19 protein-coding genes and 1 other RNA gene are annotated in these 22149 nt (G+C 64.5%); 14 read left to right on the top strand and 6 right to left on the bottom strand.

Annotated elements, in window-relative coordinates; translation table 11 throughout:
* Nucleotides 1-35: 35 nt before the first annotated feature.
* The 5 genes from BUE39_RS01020 to trxA all read right to left on the bottom strand — a co-directional run bounded on the left by BUE39_RS01020 (nt 36) and on the right by trxA (nt 4972).
* The gene (locus tag BUE39_RS01020) at nt 36-869 is read right to left on the bottom strand and encodes a M90 family metallopeptidase (protein ID WP_073426792.1); all 834 of its coding nucleotides are present in this window, start codon (nt 867-869) and stop codon (nt 36-38) included.
* Between the two features lie 14 nt (nt 870-883).
* Complete coding sequence (locus BUE39_RS01015) at nt 884-2440, bottom strand: MFS transporter (protein ID WP_073426791.1); 1557 nt, start codon at nt 2438-2440, stop codon at nt 884-886.
* A complete protein-coding gene (locus tag BUE39_RS01010) occupies nt 2437-2964 on the bottom strand; it encodes a MerR family transcriptional regulator (protein ID WP_073426790.1) in 528 nt (175 codons plus the stop codon). The genes BUE39_RS01015 and BUE39_RS01010 overlap by 4 nt, the downstream gene beginning before the upstream one ends.
* Before the next feature lie 175 nt (nt 2965-3139).
* Complete coding sequence (gene rho, locus BUE39_RS01005) at nt 3140-4408, bottom strand: transcription termination factor Rho (RefSeq protein WP_006048863.1); 1269 nt, start codon at nt 4406-4408, stop codon at nt 3140-3142.
* A gap of 237 nt (nt 4409-4645) precedes the next feature.
* Nucleotides 4646-4972 (bottom strand): thioredoxin TrxA, encoded by a 327-nt coding sequence (gene trxA / locus BUE39_RS01000; protein ID WP_006048864.1) that lies wholly within the window; start codon nt 4970-4972, stop codon nt 4646-4648.
* 446 nt (nt 4973-5418) lie between these two features.
* Between trxA and ffs the strand changes: the two genes are divergently transcribed.
* The 8 genes from ffs to BUE39_RS00960 all read left to right on the top strand — a co-directional run bounded on the left by ffs (nt 5419) and on the right by BUE39_RS00960 (nt 14364).
* Nucleotides 5419-5517, top strand: an RNA gene (gene ffs, locus BUE39_RS00995) — signal recognition particle sRNA small type.
* Nucleotides 5518-5735: 218 nt separating this feature from the next.
* Complete coding sequence (dnaX, locus tag BUE39_RS00990) at nt 5736-8696, top strand: DNA polymerase III subunit gamma/tau (RefSeq protein ID WP_073426789.1); 2961 nt, start codon at nt 5736-5738, stop codon at nt 8694-8696.
* 79 nt (nt 8697-8775) lie between these two features.
* The gene (locus tag BUE39_RS00985; RefSeq protein ID WP_006048866.1) at nt 8776-9102 is read left to right on the top strand and encodes a YbaB/EbfC family nucleoid-associated protein; all 327 of its coding nucleotides are present in this window, start codon (nt 8776-8778) and stop codon (nt 9100-9102) included.
* A 268-nt stretch (nt 9103-9370) separates the two neighbouring features.
* Nucleotides 9371-9967, top strand: a complete 597-nt coding sequence (gene recR / locus BUE39_RS00980) for a recombination mediator RecR (RefSeq protein WP_073426788.1) — start codon at nt 9371-9373, stop codon at nt 9965-9967.
* Nucleotides 9968-10067: 100 nt separating this feature from the next.
* Entirely contained in the window at nt 10068-11327 is a 1260-nt protein-coding gene (locus BUE39_RS00975) for a CaiB/BaiF CoA transferase family protein (protein ID WP_073426787.1), read from the top strand.
* 158 nt (nt 11328-11485) lie between these two features.
* Nucleotides 11486-12526: an ABC transporter substrate-binding protein gene (locus BUE39_RS00970; RefSeq protein ID WP_073426786.1), complete on the top strand. Its 1041-nt coding sequence runs from the start codon at nt 11486-11488 to the stop codon at nt 12524-12526.
* 109 nt (nt 12527-12635) lie between these two features.
* Nucleotides 12636-13448 (top strand): ABC transporter ATP-binding protein, encoded by an 813-nt coding sequence (locus BUE39_RS00965; RefSeq protein ID WP_073426785.1) that lies wholly within the window; start codon nt 12636-12638, stop codon nt 13446-13448.
* Nucleotides 13449-13539: 91 nt separating this feature from the next.
* On the top strand, nt 13540-14364 hold the full coding sequence (locus tag BUE39_RS00960; protein WP_073426784.1) for an ABC transporter permease: 825 nt from the start codon (nt 13540-13542) through the stop codon (nt 14362-14364).
* A 176-nt stretch (nt 14365-14540) separates the two neighbouring features.
* Here BUE39_RS00960 and BUE39_RS00955 read toward each other — a convergent pair whose 3' ends face one another.
* A complete protein-coding gene (locus BUE39_RS00955; protein ID WP_073426783.1) occupies nt 14541-15515 on the bottom strand; it encodes an NADPH:quinone oxidoreductase family protein in 975 nt (324 codons plus the stop codon).
* A 248-nt stretch (nt 15516-15763) separates the two neighbouring features.
* Here BUE39_RS00955 and surE point away from each other — a divergent pair, with 248 nt between their 5' ends.
* From surE to rlmD, 6 genes are all read left to right on the top strand, one after another.
* A complete protein-coding gene (gene surE, locus BUE39_RS00950) occupies nt 15764-16522 on the top strand; it encodes a 5'/3'-nucleotidase SurE (protein ID WP_073426782.1) in 759 nt (252 codons plus the stop codon).
* The gene (locus BUE39_RS00945) at nt 16519-17652 is read left to right on the top strand and encodes a protein-L-isoaspartate(D-aspartate) O-methyltransferase (protein ID WP_073426781.1); all 1134 of its coding nucleotides are present in this window, start codon (nt 16519-16521) and stop codon (nt 17650-17652) included. The genes surE and BUE39_RS00945 overlap by 4 nt, the downstream gene beginning before the upstream one ends.
* A 5-nt stretch (nt 17653-17657) precedes the next feature.
* Entirely contained in the window at nt 17658-18581 is a 924-nt protein-coding gene (locus BUE39_RS00940) for a peptidoglycan DD-metalloendopeptidase family protein (protein ID WP_073426780.1), read from the top strand.
* A gap of 12 nt (nt 18582-18593) precedes the next feature.
* The gene (gene rpoS / locus BUE39_RS00935; protein ID WP_073426779.1) at nt 18594-19676 is read left to right on the top strand and encodes an RNA polymerase sigma factor RpoS; all 1083 of its coding nucleotides are present in this window, start codon (nt 18594-18596) and stop codon (nt 19674-19676) included.
* 4 nt (nt 19677-19680) lie between these two features.
* Nucleotides 19681-20457 carry a 3'-5' exonuclease gene (locus tag BUE39_RS00930; protein WP_073426778.1) on the top strand — a complete coding sequence of 259 codons (777 nt, stop codon included), beginning with the start codon at nt 19681-19683 and terminating at the stop codon, nt 20455-20457.
* Nucleotides 20458-20627: 170 nt separating this feature from the next.
* Nucleotides 20628-22058, top strand: a complete 1431-nt coding sequence (rlmD, locus tag BUE39_RS00925; RefSeq protein ID WP_073426777.1) for a 23S rRNA (uracil(1939)-C(5))-methyltransferase RlmD — start codon at nt 20628-20630, stop codon at nt 22056-22058.
* Nucleotides 22059-22149 lie beyond the last annotated feature (91 nt).

Genomic DNA, 22149 nt, shown 5'->3' with positions numbered 1-22149 from the left:
CTTTCCCGCAGCTTTTCGCCGGCAGTGAGAAGCGCTCAAGCGGGACCGAACGTCACGCCGACGCGCGCCGGGTCCTGCCGGTAATAGCGCGCGAGCAGCCGGTAGAGCTCCGGATATTCCGCCTCGAAGGCCTGCGGCTTCACGAACAGCGCCTCGCTGCAAACGGCGAAGAATTCCGATGGATGATCCGCCGCATACGGATCGATCAGGCAATCGCGCTCGAAACGCGCCCATCGGCGCTCCGGCACCGCGTCGACTTTGGCGCAGAACTGGTCGTAAGCATGGTCGAACACGTCCGCCCATGCCTCCGAATCGAGCGGCGCGTGCCAACGGCGCATGAGCGGCGGGTGGCCGTCCGCCTCGCCGGTCAGCATGTCGATCTTGTGCGCGAATTCGTGGATCACGACGTTATAGGCCTCCGCGCCGTCCGTCATCTGCGCGTCTTCCCACGACAGCACCACCGGTCCGCCTTCCCATGCTTCCCCGCTGGCGTCCTGTTCGACTTCGTGCACCACGCCGTCTTCGTCCTCGACGGTCTTGCGGATCACGAACTCGCCTGGATAGACGATCACGCCGACCCAGCCGCGGTACAGATCGAGGCTCAGGTTCAGCACCGGCAAACAGGCTTGCGCGGCGATCGAGACGGTCATCGCGTCGGTGAGTTCGAGCTCGTGCGCGGTCGAAAACTCCTTTTGCGCGATGAAGAGGCTCGTGAGCTCACGCAGACGCGCGAGGTCGGGCGCCTCCAGGTGTGCGAGAAACGGCAAGCCGTCGAGCGTGGCTTGCCACAGCGCGTCGTCGATCGCGTAGTCGCGCAGCGCGCGGTGGCGGCGGCGCGCGCCCAGCCATTGAGTGAGTTTCGAAAGCATGGCCTGATGAACCTTTAGTCGATCTGTCTTTGCCATGCGGCAAAGAGGCCGCCGCATATCGCCACGCCGATCAGGAAGTAGAAGCCGTCCAGCGAGGCCAGGAAGCTGGCCTGCCGCGCGACGCTCCGGCTGATCTCAACCAATGCAAGCGAGTGCGCCTCGGACGCCGGGCGGCCGGCGGCGGCGAAACTTCTCGTCAACGCGGCAAGCGAATTCTGGAACACCGGATTGTACGGATTCACGAACTCCGCGAGGCGAGCTTGATGCAGCGCCTGCCGATGCTGTTCGACGATGATCGCCGAGGCCGTCGCGAACGAGATCGTCAACTGGCGGACGATGTTTTTCAACCGGTAGCCGTGCGTGAATTCTTCGATAGCGAAGATTCTAAACGTCAGATTGGCGACCGGCAGCACGATGAACAGCAACAGCAGGCCGCGTAGCAGGAGCGGTGCGAACAGCGCCGACTCGCCGACGGCCGGCGACATGCGCGTCATCCATGCCGCGGTCAGCGCGGCTACCGCGAACCCCGACACGATGATCCACTTTTTGTGCGGCAACAGCTTCGCATAACGCAGATAGACGAACAGCGCGCTCGCGGAAATCAGCGAGGTCACGCCGACGAGTTGACCGGTGTTGTCGACGGGATAGCCGAGTCCGCCCTCGAGGAAGCGCGAGATCAGATAGCCCAGCACCGTCGAGATGTAGTAATAGAACATGTACAGCACGAGTCCGGCCTGGAACACCTTTTCGCGCAGCGCGTGCAGTCGCACGAGCGGCGAGGGGTGGTGCCACTGGTGATACGCGAACCAGCCGAGTGCGACCAGGCCCGCGACCGTCAGCAGGATCAGTTCGGGCGACGCGCTGAACAACTGGAAGCGCACTTGCTGCATCACGATCTGCAGCGCGCCCTGCGCGAATGCGAATACGATGTACGGCCAGAAATGCGCTGAACCGCGTTCGTCCGGCAGGCGGTTGCCGGAGTCGGGCAGCGCGAGCAAAGCCAGCACGGCGAACAGCAGGCCCACCGGCGCGGTGCATGCAAAGAGCGCGCGCCAGCCGAAATGCGCGATCAACTGGCCGCCGATCAGCGGCGCGAGCGCGCTGCTCAGGACGATCAATATAAGAAACGCGCGGGTAGCCGCGGGCCGCTGCCGCGGCGTGAAGCTCATCTGAATGAGGATGCGGCACGTGCCCATCATCGGGCCGATGAAGTAGCCCTGAACACCGCGCACCAATGCGAGTTCGATCGACGATTCGCACAGCGTCGCGGCGAGTGCTCCGGCGGCATAGAGCAGCATGCAACCGGCCACGTAGCGACGATAGCCGAAGCGCTCGACCCACCATTGCTGCTGGAGGATGCCGAGCACGGCCGCGATCGCATAGGCGCTCGACGCCCACACGAGCTCGTCGGGCGAGGCGTTGATGCCGCCCGCGATATAGCTCGTGAAAAACGAAAAGATCGCATTGTCGAAGTAGTCGAGGCCGGTGACGACGGCCAGCACCCAAGGAAAGAAATCGCCGCGCAGCTTGTCGACGCTGAACAGCGGCGCGCGGGGCGATGCCGAACTCACGATTGTCCGCCGGACTTGCGCGCGCGCTTGGGCTTCGCAAGCAGCGCATCCGAGGATTTGGCGCGGGCGCTGCGGCGTTGTTCGAGGAGCGCGTCCGCATTTTCGCCGGCGAGGCGCCGTTCCAGATAGTCGAGGTCAGGGCTCAGTTCGGCGCGCAGCTTCTGCGCTTCCTTGAGGTCGCGGCGCATGGTTTCGATGCGCGCGTCGAGCGCCGCGACCTGCTGTGCGATGGCGTCGCGAATCTGCTGGAGTGATTCGGTCGAAAAACGGTGGCCGCCCTCGACGGGTTCGAGCGGGCGCTTCAGCATTTCAGTGATGCCGTGCAGCGAGAAGCCGAGGGAGCGCAGACGCAGAATGCGGCCGAAGCGCTTCAGGTCTTCGTCGTCGTACAGCCGGTAGCGGCCCCCGCTGCGGGTGGGCGAGACGAGGCCGCGTTCCTCGTAGTACTTCAGCGTGCGCGGCGTGACGCCGAGGCGTTCGGCGGCTTCGCGCACGGTGAGCAGGGCGGATGAATCCTTCGGCATACGCTTGAATGAACGTAACGGGGTGCTCGTATTGTACTGCAACGTGTACGTTCACGTGCAGGTTGCCGGGCTGCACGTCCTTTTGAGCGCGGACGAAAAAAAAGCCGCTCGTTTTTCGACGAGCGGCTTTCTGAAGGAGGCGGCATGTCTGCCGCGACTGTTGCTGCGCGAGGCTTTAGCTGCCGCCGCCGCGCCGCATCATGTCGAAGAATTCGGAGTTGCTCTTGGTCTGGCGAATCTTGTCGAGCAGGAATTCCATCGACTCGACTTCGTCCATGTCGTGAATGAACTTGCGCAGCACCCAGATCTTTTGCAGAACCTCGGGCTTGATCAGCAGTTCCTCGCGGCGCGTGCCGGACTTGTTCAGGTTGATCGACGGGTAGACGCGCTTTTCAGCAAGACGGCGCTCGAGGTGCACTTCCATGTTGCCGGTGCCCTTGAACTCTTCGTAGATCACGTCGTCCATGCGGCTGCCGGTTTCGATCAGCGCGGTGCCGATGATGGTGAGCGAGCCGCCTTCCTCGATATTGCGCGCGGCGCCGAAGAAGCGCTTCGGACGCTGCAGCGCATTCGCGTCGACACCGCCTGTCAGCACCTTGCCCGAGGCCGGCACGACCGTGTTGTATGCACGCGCGAGACGCGTGATCGAGTCGAGCAGAATCACCACGTCGTTCTTCATTTCGACGAGGCGCTTGGCTTTTTCGATCACCATTTCGGCGACCTGCACGTGACGCGCGGCGGGCTCGTCGAACGTGGAGGCGATCACTTCGCCGGCCACCGAACGCTGCATTTCCGTCACTTCTTCGGGGCGTTCGTCGATCAAAAGCACGAACAGCACGACGTCAGGATGATTCTGTTTGATCGCATGCGCGATGTGCTGCAGCATCACGGTCTTGCCGGACTTCGGCGAAGCTACCAGCAGGCCGCGTTGGCCCTTGCCGATCGGCGCGATCATGTCGATGATGCGGCCCGTGACGTTTTCCTCGCCACGCATTTCACGTTCGAGCAGCAGCACCTTGTTCGGATGCAGCGGCGTGAGGTTCTCGAACATGATCTTGTGCTTCGAGGCTTCCGGCGGCTGGCCGTTGACCTTGTCCACCTTCACCAGCGCGAAATAGCGCTCGCCGTCTTTCGGCGTGCGCACTTCACCTTCGATCGTGTCGCCCGTATGCAGGTTGAAGCGGCGGATTTGCGACGGGCTGATATAGATATCGTCCGTGCTGGCGAGATACGAGGTTTCCGGTGAACGCAGGAAGCCGAAGCCGTCCGGCAGCACTTCGAGCGTGCCGTCGCCGAAGATCGTGTCGCCCGTTTTGGCTCGTTTTTTTAGAATGGCAAACATCAATTCCTGTTTGCGCAGGCGGTTCGCACTTTCGATCTCGAGGCCATTGGCCATCTCGATCAATTCGGACACGTGCAGAGTCTTAAGCTCGGATAAATGCATACGGAGAACCCGCAGGAGAAGGTGCGACGAAATGAAATCTGGGAGGAGAGTGAGCGGAACCGCTCAAGGACTTACACGTCTTCACGACGTTTTGCGGATTCTAGCATAGCACACGCCAACTGCCGTCAGCGCGACGACATGGCATCTTTCTCGTTGAGCGTGTTGTCGGTAGACAACACGCTCAATACCGGCGCGGGGCGGTCTGGAGAGACTTGCCGCGTGCCGATGCGCGCCGCTTTACAGGTTGCCGTCGAGGAACGCGGTGAGCTGCGACTTCGACAATGCGCCGACCTTCTGCGCGGCGACTGCGCCATTCTTAAAGAGGATCAGCGTGGGAATGCCGCGCACGCCGAACTTGACCGGCGTCGATTGATGTTCGTCGACGTTGATCTTGGCGATTTGCAGGCGATCGGCGTAATCCTTCGCGACTTCGTCGAGGATCGGCGCGATCATCTTGCACGGACCGCACCATTCAGCCCAGAAATCGAGCAGCACGGGTTTATCGGATTTCACGACGTCCTGTTCGAACGATGCGTCGCTAATATGCTTGATTTGTTCGCTCATTGTATGAATACCTCTATCGGTTCGAGGCCCGCCTGAATTGCTCGCCACGATACGTCAAAACCCAAGGAAACTTCTGTTCGCTTTGCCGCAATCGGAGCCTTGCCGACACAGCCCGGAAAACGCGAAGACCCGGTTCCCGAATGTGCGGAAGGCGCGCGGTTGCGGGTCATCCGAATAGCAGTTTAGCTTAATTCGCTATGCGTTGCCGGGGGCGATAGTACTCGTCAGGGGCAGTGGGGCCGACGACGGCTGCCGATGAAGTGCCACCCTCTTTCACTAGCCACGACATCCCCCATCTGGTGACGCTTGCGGCAAACATCAAGTGGCGTCGACGCCCGTCGTGGGCAGAGCGATACGTGATGCAAAGCTCGCGATTCGACGTGCCAATGCGGCTTTGGCCGTATTAACAGTCGCGCGACGATCCAAGCGGTGATAGAATGTTTCGTGACGGGCCTCCTCGCATGGAGGGATGGTCAACCTGGTCAGGTCGGGAACGAAGCAGCCACAGCCGTTTTCCACCAGTGCCGAGGGTCGGGCTCGTCACCTTCCTTTTTCTGTCTTCCTCTGCCTTACCCCCAACTCCGGTTTTGTCCCAGCGTTTCCGCTGTGCGAATTGCATGCCGTCATGCCGTGGTAGCGTCGTCCGCGCACTTCATCTATTTTTTTCTATCGGTCCGTTAGCCACTTTCAATGCGGCGGCAACGTGCGTTCGCATGCCGTCTGATTCGGTTTTGCACGGCATCGTTACTGATACAATTTCCAGATGACCTATCAAGTTCTCGCACGCAAATGGCGGCCGAAGGATTTCGCTTCGCTCGTCGGACAGGAGCACGTGGTGCGCGCGCTCACGCACGCGCTCGACGGTGGCCGTTTGCACCATGCCTATCTGTTTACCGGTACGCGCGGCGTCGGCAAAACCACGCTGTCGCGCATCTTCGCCAAGGCGCTGAATTGCGAAACCGGCGTGACCTCCACACCGTGCGGCGTGTGCCGCGCGTGCCGCGAGATCGACGAAGGGCGCTTTGTCGATTACGTGGAAATGGACGCGGCGAGCAATCGCGGCGTCGACGAAATGGCGGCGTTGCTGGAGCGCGCGGTGTACGCGCCGGTCGATGCGCGCTTCAAGGTCTACATGATCGACGAAGTGCACATGCTGACCAACCACGCGTTCAACGCGATGCTGAAGACGCTGGAAGAACCGCCGTCGCACGTCAAGTTCATTCTCGCCACAACCGATCCGCAGAAGATTCCCGTTACCGTGCTGTCGCGCTGCTTGCAGTTCAATCTGAAGCAGATGCCGGCCGGCCATATCGTCTCGCATCTCGAGCGCATTCTCGGCGAAGAGAAGGTGCCGTACGACGCCCAGGCGCTGCGCCTGCTCGCGCGCGCGGCCGACGGCTCCATGCGCGACGCGCTCTCGCTGACCGATCAGGCGATTGCCTACTCGGCCAATCAGGTCAATGAAGAAGCCGTGCGCGGCATGCTCGGCGCGCTCGATCAAAGCTATCTGATACGCCTGCTCGACGCGCTGGCGGACGGCGACGGCGCCGCGGTATTGTCGGTGGCCGACGAGATGGCGCTGCGCAGCCTGTCGTTTTCGACGGCGCTGCAGGATCTGGCGAGCCTGCTGCACCGTATCGCGTGGGCGCAGTTCGCGCCGGCGTCGGTGCTGGACGAATGGCCTGAAGCAGGCGATTTGCGCCGTTTCGCCGAAGCGTTGAGCGCGGAGCGGGTGCAATTGTTCTATCAGATCGCGACGATCGGCCGAAGCGAACTGGGGCTCGCGCCCGACGAATACGCCGGCTTCACGATGACGCTGCTGCGCATGCTGGCGTTCGAGCCGGCGCCTACGGGCGGCGGTGGCGGCGTGGGCGGTGCCGCGCGTCAGGCGGGTCAGGCGGGCGCGGGCGGCGCGCAGCGCGCCGGCACGCCGGCAGTGGCCGCGCAGCGCGGCGCGGCAGGTTTGCCGGCAACGGCTGCCGCAGCGGTCGCGCAGCCGGACGCGCGGGAAACGGCCAGCGCTGGCGCGGCGGTCCGTGACTCGCAGGTTTCGGGTGCGATGACGGAGAAGGGCGCCGTCTCTGGCGTGTCCACTAAAAGTGCGGCGCCTGCCGAGGAAACCACCGGTGCCGTTCAGGCGCAAGCTGCGGTGGGCGGCGCGCGACCCGTGCATGCGAATTCCGCCGAAGGCACTGTAACGGCGCCAGAACCGAAAAATATTGCCGAAGCGACTGACGTCGATGAGTCGGCGCCGGTTTGTGATCCAGTGAACTCAGCGCCAGCGCCTATAGCGGACGGCGCGAATGCCGAGTCAGCGGCAGCGGCGGCCGACGTAACACCCGCGGCGTCGGCACCGATGGCAACCGGCGCCAGTTCGGCGGCAGTTGCGCCGTTGCCCGAGGGGATACCCACCGCATCGACACCGACGGCAAATGACGCCAGTTCGGTGGCAAACGTTGTGCCGGTGCCCGAGGTGACGCCAACGGCATCGACCCCCATGCCAACCGATGCGCCGGTGTCCGAAATCGCGCCTGCTGCGCCCGCACCCATGGCAACCGGCGCCAGAGCGGCGCCAGCGGCTGACGCGACACCCGCGGCCCAGGCATCCACGCCCACTCAGCCCACCGCAGCGCGAGCGTTGGCTCCGTGGGAAGACGCGCCTGCCGAGCCGGCAGTCAACCAACCGCCTCGAGCAGCCGGCCCCGATGACCCGACGCCTGCGTCCGCGCTCACCGCACCGGCCGCAGCCGCCGCCGGAGGCACGGAGCAAGTCGCGGCGGTAGCGGCGTCGCGAGAACGGGAACCACAAACCGCAGCCGATGCGCCACCGCGCCGCGCGGGCGGTGCGAGCGCCGCACTCGATGTCTTGCGCAGCGCGGGTCTGAAAGTATCGTCGGACCGTGGCCGCGCCACCCCCGCAGCGTCCGCGAAGCCCACCGCTTCAGCCGCGCCCAAACCCGCCGCGCCGCGCGTGGTCGTTCCCGTGCCGACGCCCGGCGCCGCGCGTCGCGCGCCGCAAGATGCCGCGCCGGCTGCACGCGCGCCGTCGTCAGCGGTGCCGGCCCAGCGCAACGGCACCGGACAGAACGGCGTCGAGCGGAACGGCTCGCCGATGCCGCCGTGGGACGACATGCCTCCCGACGATTACCTGCCGCTCACGGCAGCGGACGAAGGCTATTACGGATTGCCTGACGACGATTACATGCCGGTATTCGACAGCGGCCCCGACGACGTCCGCGTGAACGCCGCACCCGCACCGGCGCCGGAGGTCGATGAACGTCCGCTGCCGCCCGCCGTGCCGCTCGATCCGCTGGGCTTCAAGGGCGACTGGCCGGCGCTCGCCGTCGACCTGCCGCTCAAGGGCATTTCGTATCAGCTCGCGTTCAATAGCGAACTGATGGCGCTCGAAGGCAACACGCTCAAACTCAACGTGCCGGTGCCGCAGTACGCGGAAGCCTCGCAGGTCGCTAAACTGAAAGCGGCGCTCGCCGAAAAGCTCGGCCACAATGTCGACGTGCTGGTCGAGGTCGGCGCGGCGCGCCGCACAGCGGCCGCGCACGACGCCGCCATGCGCGCGCAGCGTCAGCGGGAAGCGGAGCGCGAGATCGGCGCCGATCCGTTCGTGCAGTCGCTGATCCGCGAGTTCGGCGCGAGCATCGTGCCCGGCTCGATCCGTCCGATCACGCCGGACGCGGGTCAGAACGGCGCGCCGCCGGCCCACTGATTCGCCTCGCCCAATAACACTGAAGCGCCCGAGCGCGCCCGATTCACCGAATTTCACGCTATCACGAAGGAGCACGTCCATGATGAAAGGCCAACTCGCCGGGCTGATGAAACAAGCCCAGCAGATGCAGGAAAACATGAAGAAGATGCAGGAGCAACTCGCGCAGATCGAAGTCGAGGGGCAGTCGGGCGCCGGTCTCGTGAAGGTGACGATGACCTGCAAGAACGACGTGCGCCGCGTGTCGATCGACCCGAGCCTGCTCGCCGACGACAAGGACATGCTGGAAGACCTCGTCGCCGCTGCATTCAACGACGCCGTGCGCAAGGCCGAAGCCACTGCTCAGGAAAAAATGGGCGGCATGACCTCGGGCCTGCCGCTGCCGCCGGGCTTCAAGCTGCCGTTCTGAACCCGCGGCGCTCGACGCGGCGCGCGTGGCTGCGGTCATGCCGCGCCGCTGCGTAAGCTGAACGCGAGCCGCGCGCGCTTGCCATGCGCGCCGGCGCGCTCGGGGCGATCCCGCGCGCCTGTCCGGCACGCAGTCAGGAATCTCGACGCAGCGGACGCAGAAACGAAAGCAGTAGAAGCAACCCAGGCAGCTTAGGCAACGCAAGCAAACCAGACCCTCACCGAGTCAACCGCATACCGCGTAACACCCACTTCGACGCCGATTCCGCATGAAACAACCTTCCGCCTTGTCGGCGCTCGTCGAAGCGCTGCGCGCGCTGCCCGGTGTCGGGCCGAAGTCCGCGCAACGCATGGCGTACCACCTGATGCAGCACGACCGCGAGGGCGCCGAAAAGCTCGGCCGCTCGCTGCTGTTCGCGACCGAGCATCTGCAGCACTGCGAGAAGTGCAACACGTTCACCGAGGCGCAAATCTGCGAGGTCTGCCTTGATGCCGCACGCGATCCCACACTGCTGTGCGTCGTCGAAACACCCGCCGACCAGATCATGCTCGAACAGACGATGACCTATCGCGGTCTCTATTTCGTGCTGATGGGACGCTTGAGCCCGCTCGACGGCATCGGCCCGAAGGAGATCCATTTCGACCGGCTGGTCAAACGCGCGTCCGACGGCGTGGTCAAGGAAGTCGTGCTCGCGACCAATTTCACGAACGAAGGCGAAGCCACCGCGCACTACCTCGGGCAGACGCTCAAGGCGCGCGGTCTTGCCGTCACGCGCCTCGCGCGCGGCGTGCCGGTGGGCGGTGAACTCGAATATGTGGACGCCGGCACGATCGCCCGCGCGATGCTCGACCGTCGTTCGATGTAGCACGAGGCTTCCGCCGCCGCACGCAGCTTCAGCGAGGCGAGGCATCGCCGCCTGATGCGCTCCACCACTGCACACCTCGAAGACAGAAGAAAGGAGACACATGAGCGTCACCCCTGAATCAGACACGAGCGCCGCGCATGAAGGTCAACCCGATCAAGCCACCCGACCCGGCCCGCTTGCCGGCGTCAAGGTGCTGGAACTCGGCACGCTGATCGCCGGCCCGTTCGCCGCGCGCTTTCTCGGCGAATTTGGCGCGGACGTCATCAAGATCGAGGATCCCAAAGGCGGCGATCCGCTGCGCAAGTGGCGCAAGCTCTATCCCGAGGTGGGCGGTACGTCGCTGTGGTGGGCGGTGCAGGCGCGCAACAAGAAATCCGTCACGATCAATCTGAAGGCCGAAGAGGGCAAGGAGATCGTGCGGCGCCTCGCGAAAGAAGCGGATATCGTTGTCGAGAATTTCCGGCCGGGCTTGCTGGAGAAACTCGGGCTCGGTTACGACGTGCTATCCGCGGAAAATCCCGGCCTCGTGATGGTGCGTCTATCCGGCTACGGCCAGACCGGGCCGTATCGCGACCGGCCCGGCTTCGGCGCGATCGCCGAATCGATGGGCGGCTTGCGTCACATTACCGGCTATCCGGATTTGCCGCCGCCGCGCATCGGCATTTCGATCGGCGATTCGATCGCCGCGCTGCACGGCGTGATCGGCGCGCTAATGGCGCTGCATCACAAGCAGGTGAACGGCGGCAAGGGGCAAGTGGTCGACGTCGCGTTGTACGAGGCCGTCTTCAACATGATGGAAAGCGTGGTGCCCGAGTACGGCGTGTACGGCATGGTGCGCGAGCGCACCGGCGCATCGTTGCCCGGTATCGTGCCGTCGAATACGTATCCGTGCCGCGACGGCAGCATCGTGATCGGCGGCAACAGCGATCCGATCTTCAAGCGGCTGATGGTGGCGATCGAGCGCGACGATCTCGCGAATGATCCGGCGCTCGCGCACAACGACGGCCGCGTGCCGCGCACCCAGGAGATCGACGGCGCGATTGCCGCATGGCTCGCGACGCGCACCATCGACGAAGCGCTCGCGGTGCTGAATGCGGCCGACGTGCCGGCCGGCCGCATCTACAGTGTCGCGGACATGTTCACCGATCCGCAGTACATGGCGCGCCAGATGATCCAGCGCTTCAAATGGCAGGACGGCCAGGACATCACGCTGCCGTCGGTCACGCCGAAGCTCTCGGAAACCCCCGGCGAAACGCGCTGGCTCGGTCCCGAACTGGGTGAACATACCGATGAAGTCCTACAGTCGCTAGGTTATGATGCTGACCACATTGCAAGCTTGCACGCGCAACAGATCGTTTGAATGAGCGCGTGCCCGGCAAGGCCCGCCGCGCGTGACCAGCGACGGCGTGCGCAACTTGCCGCACGCGGTGACGCGAACCCGAACGCGGGCATGGCGCCCACGAACGCCGCGGCAAGAAGAGAAAAAAGCTGAACAACGAAAGCTGGAGACTACTCGACATGCAACGCAGAACCTTCCTCGCCGGAACCGCCGCGCTCGCTGGCGCCACGCTCGCCACCACCGCGCCGCTCGCTTTCGCGCAGGGCAAACCTGAAACCACCAAGGTGGCGATCGCCGTCGGCGGCAAGAACCTGTTCTATTACTTGCCGCTCACCATTGCGGAGCGCCGCAACTACTTCAAGGAAGCAGGGCTCGACGTCGAAATCTCCGATTTCGCCGGCGGGTCACAAGCGTTGAAGGCAGCGGTCGGCGGCAGCGCGGACGTGGTGTCCGGCGCGTTCGAGCACACCTTGCTGCTGCAGGCGCAAAAGCAGTCGTTCCGCGAATTCGTGCTGCAAGGGCGCGCGCCGCAGATCGTGCTCGCGGTGTCGAAGAAGACGATGCCGAACTACAAATCGATCGCTGATCTGAAGGGCAAGAAAATCGGCGTGACCGCGCCGGGTTCGTCGACTTCGATCATGGCGAGCTTCGTGCTCGGTAAGGCGGGGCTCACCGCGAAAGACGTCGCGTTCATTGGCGTCGGTGCGGGCGCCGGCGCGATCGCCGCGTTGCAGTCCGGCCAGATCGACGCACTCGCCAATCTCGATCCGGTGATGACCAAGCTCGAGCGCACCGGCGAGATTCGCGTCGTGTCGGACACGCGCACGCTCGCCGACACGCGCAGCGTATTCGGCGGCGACATGCCGGCAGGGTGCCTGTACGCGTCGCAAAGCTTCATCACGAAGAACCCGAACACCACGCAGGCGCTCACCAATGCGATGGTGCGCGCGCTCAAATGGCTGCAAACGGCAACCGGCACCGAGTTGATCAACACGGTGCCGGAAGGCTACCTGCTCGGCGACCGCGCGGTGTATCTGGACGCGTGGCAGCACGTGAAGGAAGCCATGTCGCCGGACGGGCTGATGCCCACGGACGGCCCGGCGACCGCGCTGAAAACCTTGCAGGCGTTCGACCCGAACGTGCAAGGCAAGCCCATCGATCTGTCGAGAACCTGGACCAACGACTTCGTCAAGAAGGCGTTGGCCACCGTCAAGGCATAAACCAGGGGCAGGGAGGGACGAGCGCGACACGCGCCGCGTTCGTCCCGAGCAAGCGGCCCCTGACTGTCGACGTCACAAACCGAAACCGATCCTCGAAGCGAGCCGAACGATGACCGTTGCCGCCCTGGCGCTCGAAAACATCACCTGCACGTTCGCCGCGCGCGACAACCGCGCGCAGCGCTATACGGCCGTGAAGGACACCACGCTGCGCATCGCGCCGGGCGAGTTCGTCTCCGTGGTGGGCCCGACCGGCTGCGGCAAGTCCACGCTGCTGAACGTCGGCGCGGGCTTGCTGGGGCCGTCGTCGGGCACGGTCAGCGTGTTCGGCGAGCCGCTCAAGGGCATCAACCGGCGCGCCGGCTACATGTTCCAGGCGGACGCGCTGATGCCGTGGCGCTCCGCTATCGACAACGTCATGGCGGGCCTCGCGTTCCAGGGCGTGCCGCCGGCCGAAGCGCGCGGCAAGGCGGACGAGTGGCTCAAGCGCGTCGGCCTCGGCGGTTTCGGCGACCGCTATCCGCATCAACTGTCGGGCGGCATGCGCAAGCGCGTGGCGATGGCGCAGACGCTGATTCTCGATCCCGACATCATCCTGATGGACGAGCCGTTTTCGGCGCTCGATATCCAGACGCGCCAGCTAATGGAAAACGAGCTGCTCGATCTGTGGGCGGCCAAACGCAAAGCCGTGCTGTTCATCACGCACGATCTCGACGAGGCAATCTCGATGTCGGACCGCGTGGTGGTGCTCTCGGCCGGGCCGGGCACGCATCCGATCGGCGAATTCACGATCGATCTGCCGCGTCCGCGCGACGTTGCCGAGATTCGCGCGCATCCGCGCTTCGTCGAATTGCACGCGCAGATCTGGAGCGTGCTGCGCGATGAGGTCCTCAAGGGTTACCAGCAGCAACTGACCGCGGTTTAACCGCGCGTTCAGCGCTTCGCGCCGTTGCGTTCGGTCGTCGCGTTCGGCATTTGCGCTTATCGCTAATCAATCGTCCAAGGCAAATCGAGACATGTGGAAGACGTTGCGCCCGAACCGGGCGAATCTGGTGATCTGGCAATGGCTGCTGCTCGTGCTGTGCTTCGCGCTCTGGTACGTGCTGACCAGCCCGACGCTGCTGCCGGCGTTCTATTTCGACGACCCGAACAAGGCCGCGTTCTTCTTCGGCGAGCCGCAAAAGGTGTTGCAGCGGATCTGGGAATGGTTCACGGGGGGTGAGATCTATCTGCATCTGTGGATCACGCTCGTCGAGACGGTGCTCGCGTTCGCGCTCGGCACCGCGTTCGGGCTCGGCGTCGGCTTGTGGCTCGCGCTCTCGCCGCTCGCGAGCGCGCTGTTCGATCCGTACATCAAAGCCGCCAATTCGATGCCGCGCGTGATTCTCGCGCCGATCTTCGGGGTGTGGTTCGGCCTCGGCATCTGGTCGAAGGTGGCGCTCGGCGTCACGCTGGTGTTCTTCATCGTGTTCTTCAACGTCTATCAAGGCGTGAAGGAAGTGAGCCCGGTCGTGCTCGCCAACGCGCGCATGCTCGGCGCGAACCGCAAGCAGTTGCTGCGCTTCGTCTATCTGCCGAGCGCGATGAGCTGGGTGTTTTCCAGCTTGCACACCTCGGTGGGACTGGCGTTCGTCGGTTCGGTGGTGGGCGAGTATCTCGGCTCGGCGCGCGGCGTCGGCTACCTGATTCTGCAGGCCGAAGGCACCTTCGATATCAATACCGTGTTCGCGGGGATTCTCGTGTTGACCGCGTTCGCGCTGATTCTCGATGCGCTTGTCGGCATCGGCGAGCGGCGCCTGATGAAGTGGCAACCGAAGACGGGCGATACGGAGAAGTTGTAAGCGTTCGAGGGCGGGGCGCTGACAGGCGCGCCGGCCTCGACGAGCATCGCATTCAACCAGCGCGCGGCTGAACAAGTGCAAGCCACAAAAAACGGCGCGCGGTTCGCGAGCCGCACGCCGTTTTCCTTTGCCGCCTGGACGGCCGCCGAACGAAACACCGCTCAACCACCCGACACCTACGGCGTAATCACCACCTTGCCGATCACGCGACGCTCGGCCATATCGCGCAATGCACGGCCGGTATCCTCGAGCGAATAGCGCGCCGACACGTACGGCTTGAGCTTGCCCTCGCGGATCCAGCCGGTCATCTGCTCGAACGCGGCGTGATTGCGCTGCGGCTCGCGCCTCGCGAAGTCGCCCCAGAATACGCCGACCACGCTCGCGCCCTTGAGCAGCGTCAGGTTGAGCGGCAGCTTCGGAATCTCGCCGTTCGCAAAGCCGACCACGAGATAACGCCCGCGCCAGCCGATGCTGCGAAATGCCGGCTCCGCATAGACACCGCCGACCGGGTCGTAGATCACGTCCGGGCCTTTGCCGTCGGTGAGCGCCTTGATGCACTCGCGCAGGTCCTCGGTGCCGTAATTGATGGCGGCGTCCGCGCCATGCTTCACGCAGACGGCGAGTTTCTCGTCGCTCGACGCCGCCGCGATCACGCGCGCGCCGAGCGCCTTGCCGATCTCGACCGCCGCCAGCCCGACGCCACCGGCCGCGCCCAGCACCAGCATCGTTTCACCCGCCTGCAACGCGCCACGATCGACCACCGCGTGATGCGACGTGCCGTAGGCCAGCGTGAACGCGGCGGCCAGTTCCAGATCGACATCGTCCGCGAGCGGCACGCACGCGTCGACCGGCGCCAGCGCCTGCTCGGCGAAGCCGCCCGAACCGGTGAACGCCACCACGCGCGAGCCCGGCTTGAACCGCGTGACATCGGCGCCGACCGCCCGCACGATTCCCGCGACTTCCGAGCCGGGCGTAAAGGGCAGAGGTGGTTTGAACTGGTATTTGTTTTCGATGATCAGCACATCGGGAAAATTGACGGCCGCGGCTTTGACGTCGATCACGACGTGGCCGGGCGGCGGCTGGAGGTCCGGCAGATCTTCGACCACCAGGCTTTCCGGTGGCCCGTATTGCTTACAGCGAATCGCGCGCATCGTGTCTCCGTATCGATCAGCGTCCCGCACGGGGACTTGCTTCGGGGCGTTGCAATCCTATCGAGTGTAAAACAATCCGCACGACCGTACGGTTGTGGCGCCGCGCACGCGCTCGCAACGCGATCCGAGCCGGCTCAAACCTGGTTTAAACCCGACCCGAGACCGCCCACCCCGGACAATCCGCCCGTGCATTGCAGACCGGGCGCGGTGTCGTTCGCGCGTCTTCTTTCCTCGGTTACAATCGCCGCATGCGAATCCTACTCAGCAATGACGACGGTTATCTGGCGCCTGGTCTTGCCGCGCTTCATGAAGCGCTCAAGCCGATCGCGGATGTCACCGTGATGGCCCCCGAACAGAACTGCAGCGGCGCGTCGAATTCCTTGACGCTGTCACGCCCGCTCTCGGTGCTGCGTTCGGCGAACGGTTTTTACTACGTGAACGGCACGCCTACGGACTCGGTGCATATTGCGCTCACGGGCATGCTCGACCATACGCCGGACCTCGTCGTTTCGGGCATCAACAACGGCCAGAACATGGGCGAGGACACGCTTTATTCGGGCACCGTCGCCGCCGCCACCGAGGGCATCATGTTCGGCGTGCCGGCCATCGCGTTCTCGCTGGTCGACAAGGACTGGGTGCATCTCGAAGACGCGGTGCGCGTCGCCGCCGAGATCGTCGCGCATTACCTCGCGCAGCCGCTGCCGGGGCATCCGCTGTTGAACGTCAACATTCCGAATCTGCCGTATGAGCAATTGCGTGACTGGCAGATCACGCGTCTGGGCAAGCGGCATCCGTCGCAGCCGGTGATCCGCCAGACCAACCCGCGCGGCGAGCCGATCTACTGGATCGGGCCGTCGGGCAGCGCGCGCGACGCGAGCGAAGGCACGGATTTTCATGCGGTCGCCAACGGCCATGTGTCGATCACGCCGTTGCAGCTCGATCTGACCCACACGCAAATGCTGCCCGCCGCGCGCGACTGGGCGCGCGCCGGCAGCAGCGCTTCATGACGAACGAGCGCGCGAAGCGCTTTCCGCTCGGCCTCGAGGACCTGGTGCGCGAACCGCGCCGGCCCGAAGGCCGTCCGGGAGAAATCCGCGCGGCGGCATTCGCCGCGAGCGCGGCGCTCAACGCTCGCAAGCCGTCGGCGAAAAACGCGTCATCCGCTTCGTCGGTGAAAGGCGCTCACACCAAGCCGGTTCAGGCCAAGCCAGTTCAAGCCAGGACGCCCGAGGCGCAAGCTCCGGCCCAGGCGAAGTCGGAGGTCAAGGCGCAGGCCAGGCCGCCAGCTCAGCCTCAAGCAAGGGGGCCGGCCCACACCGCGGTCAAACCTCAGTCCAAGCCGCAGCTTCAATCGCAACCCAAACCCCTGGCGAAAGCCGCCGCGCAAATCCTCGCACCGCGCACCGCGCCCAACGGCGCGCCGTCGAGTAAGCCCGCCGCCAAACTCAGCGACCGCGCCGCCGCGCCGAGCGTCGCCCTGAACGGCGCCCTGGCGCTGACTTCGGAACGGGTTCGCGAACGGATGGTCGAACGCCTGCGAGCGAACGGGGTCACCCATCCGCGCGTGTTGAACGCGATGTCGGTGGTGCCGCGCCACATGTTCGTCGATCCGGGGCTCGCGGCCCAGGCGTATGAAGATGCCGCGCTGCCGATCGGCCACCATCAGACCATCTCGAAGCCCTCGGTCGTCGCGCGCATGATCGAACTCGCGGCAGCCGGCCGCGCGTTGAACAACGTGCTGGAAATCGGCACTGGTTGCGGCTATCAGGCGGCGGTGCTGAGCCAGGTCGCGCGCGAGGTGTATTCGATCGAGCGCATCAAGCCGTTGTCCGAGCGCGCGAAGATAAACTTGCGTCCGCTGCGCATTCCGAACATTCGGCTGCACTACGGCGACGGACGATTGGGCTTGCCGTCGGCGGCGCCGTTCGACGCGATCGTGATCGCGGCGGCGGGACTCGACGTACCGCAGGCCTTGCTTGAACAACTCGCGATCGGCGGCCGTCTGGTCGCGCCGGTCGGCTCGCAGGAGGGGCACAGCCAGGTGCTGACTCTCGTCGAGCGCCTCGGACCCGCGCAGTGGCGCGAGTCGCGGCTTGATCGCGTTTTCTTTGTACCCTTAAAATCCGGAGTGATTTGACACCGATGAGTATGTTGCGCGCGATGCAAAGAACCACACTGAATGTCCCCATGACCGTAACCCAGCGTAGCGTGTGCGTGCTCGCCTTGTCCCTGTTGATGACGGCCTGTGCATCCCGGCTCGATCAGGCGCCGGTCGTCGACCGCTCCGGTGGCGGCGTGCTCGGCACGCAGGCAGCGCAGCCGGCCGTGCCGCTCGGTCCGCCGCCTCCGGGTTACTACCGCGTGAAGCCTGGCGATACGCTGTACCGGATCGCGCTGGAGAACGGTCAGAACTACCGCGATATTTCGGCGTGGAACAATCTCACCAACCCGAATCAGATCGAAGTCGATCAGTTGCTGCGCGTGGTGCCGCCTGGTGCGAATACCGCGGCCTTGACGCCGGGCGTTGCCACCGCGCCGATCGGCAACAGCGGCGCCGTGCAGACCGCGCCGCTCAGCAGCACGCCGCCGTCGAGCGCTGCCGCGGCGCCGCCGATCTATGGTTCCAGCGCGAATAACGCGGCGCTCACGCCGCCGGCCACGCCCGGCGCGGCCAGCGACTCGACGGCCGGCGCAAGCGGCAACGTCGCATTCTCCTGGCCGGTGCGCGGGCCGCTCCTCGGCACGTTCAACGATTCGACCAACAAGGGCGTCAACATCGGCGGCGCTGCCGGCGACGCTGTCAAGGCATCGGCGGACGGACGTGTGGTTTATGCAGGAAATGGGCTGCGTGGTTACGGCAATCTCATTATCATCAAGCATGACGCAACTTATCTCACCGCATATGCACACAACCGCTCTTTGATGGTAAAAGAGGGGGACGCGGTGACGAAGGGGCAGAAGATCGCTGAGATGGGGAATAGCGATTCCGACCGTGTGATGTTGCATTTCGAAGTTCGCCGGCAGGGTAAGCCGGTCGACCCACTGAAGTATTTGCCGCCGCAATAGAGCGATACGACCATGCCGAAATCGAAGCGCCGCCTGCCGCAAGCCGAATCTGAGACGATCAGCCGTGCCACGTCCGCTTCGGTGGAGGAAAGCAGCGCTTCGGAAGCGGAAGACGAGATCGCGGAAGAGCGCGAACTCGACGATCGCCAGGGCGGCGCGGAGGAAGCCGTCGACGCCCGCGAAGGTGCGAGCGAGGTCGTGCCCGACGCCGACGATTTCCGCGCGCTCCTGCAAGCCGAGTTGACGGCCGACACGATCCAGCATTACCTGAACCGGATCAGCGTCAAGCCGCTCCTCACCGTCGAGGAAGAGCAGAAGTATTCGCGGCTCGCGAAGGCGGGCGAGTTCGACGCCCGGCAAGTGATGATCGAGCGCAATTTGCGGCTCGTCGTCAGCATTGCGAAGGGTTATCTGAACCGCGGCGTGCCGCTGCTCGATCTGATCGAAGAGGGCAACCTCGGCTTGATGCACGCCATCGAGAAATTCGACCCCACGCGCGGCTTCCGATTTTCCACTTACGCCACGTGGTGGATCCGTCAGAGCATCGAGCGCGCGATCATGAACCAGGCGCGCACCGTGCGTTTGCCGGTTCACGTGATTCGTGAACTCAATCAGGTGCTGCGCGCCAAGCGCCATCTCGAAAAGAATTCGATGAATTCGGGCGAGGCGGCCGAGCGCCGCGACGCCAGCATCGACGACATTGCCTATCTGACCGGCAAAACCACCGACGAAGTCACCGACATTCTCGCGCTCAACGAGCACACCGCGTCGCTGGATGCGCCGCTCGACCTCGATCCGGCGAGCAGCCTGCTCGATCTGCTGTCCGACGACCAAAGCCAGTCGCCGGACGCCGAAGTGCAGCATCGCGAACTGGAAACCCTCACGCGCGCATGGCTCGCGCGCTTGTCGGACAAGCATCGTCATGTGATCGAGCGCCGCTTCGGGCTCAATCACATCGAACCCGCCACGCTCGAGGAACTGGCCGACGAAATGGGCCTCACGCGCGAACGTGTGCGCCAGATCCAACAGGAAGCGCTCGTGCGGTTAAAGCGCTTCTTCGCCTCCAACGGCGTTCGCAAGGACGCCGTTCTCTAACCTGATGACACCGATTCTTGTTTTCGACATCGAGACGATTCCCGATGTCGCCGGCATCCGCCGCCTCGAAGATCTGCCCGCCACGATGAGCGACGCCGAAGTCGCCGAGCACGCGTTCGCCGCGCGCCGCGAAAAGACCGGCAGCGATTTCCTGCCGCATCATCTGCAAAGGATCGCGGCGATTTCCTGCGTGTTCCGCGACAACAACGGTTTCCGGGTGCGCTCGCTCGGTACGCTCGCGGACGGCGAGGCGGCGCTGGTGCAGTCGTTTTATCGCGTGATCGAGAAGTACACGCCGCAACTCGTGTCGTGGAACGGCGGCGGGTTCGACTTGCCGGTGCTGAATTACCGGGCGCTCGTGAACGGTATTCCCGCCTACCGTTTCTGGGATCTCGGCGAGGACGACCGCGAGTTCAAGTGGAACAACTACATCAGCCGCTACCACGCGCGCCACACGGATCTGATGGACGTGCTCGCGATGTATCAGGCGCGCGCCAACGCACCGCTCGACGCGCTCGCCAAGATGTGCGGCTTCCCCGGCAAGATGGGCATGGACGGCAGCCAGGTGTGGCATGCGTACCAGCAAGGCCGCGTCGAGGAAATCCGTAATTATTGCGAGACCGACGTCGTCAATACGTACTTGCTCTATTGCCGCTTCCAGTTGATTCGCGGCGCGTTTTCGGCTGAAGAGTATGCTGACGAAATCAATCTGGTCAAAAATGCGCTGGCGCTGGAAACGGCGCCGCAATGGGCCGAGTATCTGGCGGCATTCGAACAGTAATCCGCTTTCGGGCAGGTGACGAAGCGGTTCGGCGCACGCTAATCACAATAGAAGCGCCTGGCGCGCGTCATGCCCGTCCTTGCCGTGCCGGGCCGCCGCAACCGCGGTTGGCAACCGCGGCGCTTCGTCTACAATCTCGCCTTTCCCCAAAGTTTGTCAGGAAGTCGCAGGTGTCCCGAACTGCCCCCCATCGTCGCTCGCCCAAGCGCCCGTCCAAGTACCACAAGGCCCCCGCTTCGGCGCCGGCGCCCGTCATTACCGGTCACGAGCCGATCATCGAAATCGTCTCGCTCGATATGGAAGCGCGCGGCGTCGGCCGCGTCGAAAGCGAGGACGGCACGCCCGGCAAGGTGATTTTCGTCGAAGGCGCGTTGCCCGGCGAACGCGTCAGCTATGCCACGCATCGCAGCAAGCCGAAGTTCGAGCAGGCGGAAGTGGTGCAGGTGTTCCGCGAAAGCGTGATCCGCACGACGCCGAAATGCCGCTACTTCGATATCTGCGGCGGCTGTTCGATGCAGCATCTGGATATTCGCGCCCAGATCGCCGTCAAGCAGCGCGTGCTCGAGGACAATCTTCAACATCTCGCGAAGGTGCGCCCGGAAACGGTGTTCCGGCCGATTCACGGACCGTCCTGGGGTTATCGCTATCGCGCGCGTCTGGCCGTGCGTTATCTGCCGGAAAAAGGCGGCATGCGCATCGGTTTTCACGAGAAGAAGAGCAGCTACATCGCCGACATGAAGACCTGCGAGGTGCTGCCGCCGCACGTCTCCGCCATGCTCATGCCGCTGCGCTTCATGGTCCGCAAGCTGTCCATCTACGACCGCATGCCGCAGATCGAGGTCGCGGTCGGCTCATCGGTCACCGCGCTGGTACTGCGCAATCTCGAGCCGCTCACCGCCGCGGACGAACAGGTGCTGCGCGATTTCGCCGACGAGCACAAGGTGCAGTGGTGGCTGCAGCCGAAGGGGCCGGACACGGTCACGCCGTTTTATCCGCTCGACGCGCAGCTCGACTACACGCTGCCGGAATACGGCATCCGCATGCCGTTCAAGCCGACCGACTTCACTCAGGTGAATCACGCGATCAACCGCGTGCTGGTGAGCCGGGCGCTGCGGCTGTTGGCGCCGGCGCGTACCGACCGCGTGCTCGATCTGTTCTGCGGAATCGGCAACTTCACGCTGCCGCTCGCGCGGATTTCGAAGGAAGTCGTGGGTATCGAAGGCAGCGAGGTGCTGACTTCGCGTGCGCTCGCCAATGCGGAATTGAACGGCGTGGCGGGGCATACGTCGTTCGCCTGCCGCAATCTGTTCGAAGTCACCGCCGACGACATGCGCGCGCTCGGCCACTTCGACAAGTTCCTCGTCGACCCGCCGCGCGAAGGCGCGCTGGCGGTCGCCAAGGCGCTCGCGGAAATCGCGCAGAGCGGCAATGGGCCGCTGCCGGGTCGCATCGTCTATGTATCGTGCAATCCGGCGACGCTCGCGCGCGACGCCGGCCTGCTCGTGCATGAAGCCGGCTATCGGCTGGTGGGCGCGGGCGTGGTGAACATGTTCCCGCACACGTCGCATGTGGAGTCGATTGCGTTGTTCGAGCGGAATTGAGCGAGTTCGTTGCCGGCCCGCGCTGGATGCAAGCCGGGCGGCGGTCTTTGCGCCAGCACAAACAAAAACGCCACGACCGAAGTCGTGGCGT

The organism is Paraburkholderia terricola (assembly GCF_900142195.1).
Lineage (GTDB): Bacteria > Pseudomonadota > Gammaproteobacteria > Burkholderiales > Burkholderiaceae > Paraburkholderia > Paraburkholderia terricola.
This window is presented reverse-complemented; position numbering and strand designations above follow the sequence as displayed.

What these genes read in the sequence shown, in the direction of transcription:
- BUE39_RS01020 (WP_073426792.1), bottom strand. Translation starts at nt 869, where the DNA reads ATGCTTTCGAAACTCACTCAATGGCTGGGCGCGCGCCGCCGCCACCGC.
- BUE39_RS01010 (WP_073426790.1), bottom strand. Translation starts at nt 2,964, where the DNA reads ATGCCGAAGGATTCATCCGCCCTGCTCACCGTGCGCGAAGCCGCCGAA.
- rho (WP_006048863.1), bottom strand. Translation starts at nt 4,408, where the DNA reads ATGCATTTATCCGAGCTTAAGACTCTGCACGTGTCCGAATTGATCGAG.
- trxA (WP_006048864.1), bottom strand. Translation starts at nt 4,972, where the DNA reads ATGAGCGAACAAATCAAGCATATTAGCGACGCATCGTTCGAACAGGAC.
- dnaX (WP_073426789.1), top strand. Translation starts at nt 5,736, where the DNA reads ATGACCTATCAAGTTCTCGCACGCAAATGGCGGCCGAAGGATTTCGCT.
- BUE39_RS00985 (WP_006048866.1), top strand. Translation starts at nt 8,776, where the DNA reads ATGATGAAAGGCCAACTCGCCGGGCTGATGAAACAAGCCCAGCAGATG.
- recR (WP_073426788.1), top strand. Translation starts at nt 9,371, where the DNA reads ATGAAACAACCTTCCGCCTTGTCGGCGCTCGTCGAAGCGCTGCGCGCG.
- BUE39_RS00975 (WP_073426787.1), top strand. Translation starts at nt 10,068, where the DNA reads ATGAGCGTCACCCCTGAATCAGACACGAGCGCCGCGCATGAAGGTCAA.
- BUE39_RS00970 (WP_073426786.1), top strand. Translation starts at nt 11,486, where the DNA reads ATGCAACGCAGAACCTTCCTCGCCGGAACCGCCGCGCTCGCTGGCGCC.
- BUE39_RS00965 (WP_073426785.1), top strand. Translation starts at nt 12,636, where the DNA reads ATGACCGTTGCCGCCCTGGCGCTCGAAAACATCACCTGCACGTTCGCC.
- BUE39_RS00960 (WP_073426784.1), top strand. Translation starts at nt 13,540, where the DNA reads ATGTGGAAGACGTTGCGCCCGAACCGGGCGAATCTGGTGATCTGGCAA.
- BUE39_RS00955 (WP_073426783.1), bottom strand. Translation starts at nt 15,515, where the DNA reads ATGCGCGCGATTCGCTGTAAGCAATACGGGCCACCGGAAAGCCTGGTG.
- surE (WP_073426782.1), top strand. Translation starts at nt 15,764, where the DNA reads ATGCGAATCCTACTCAGCAATGACGACGGTTATCTGGCGCCTGGTCTT.
- BUE39_RS00945 (WP_073426781.1), top strand. Translation starts at nt 16,519, where the DNA reads ATGACGAACGAGCGCGCGAAGCGCTTTCCGCTCGGCCTCGAGGACCTG.
- BUE39_RS00940 (WP_073426780.1), top strand. Translation starts at nt 17,658, where the DNA reads ATGAGTATGTTGCGCGCGATGCAAAGAACCACACTGAATGTCCCCATG.
- rpoS (WP_073426779.1), top strand. Translation starts at nt 18,594, where the DNA reads ATGCCGAAATCGAAGCGCCGCCTGCCGCAAGCCGAATCTGAGACGATC.
- BUE39_RS00930 (WP_073426778.1), top strand. Translation starts at nt 19,681, where the DNA reads ATGACACCGATTCTTGTTTTCGACATCGAGACGATTCCCGATGTCGCC.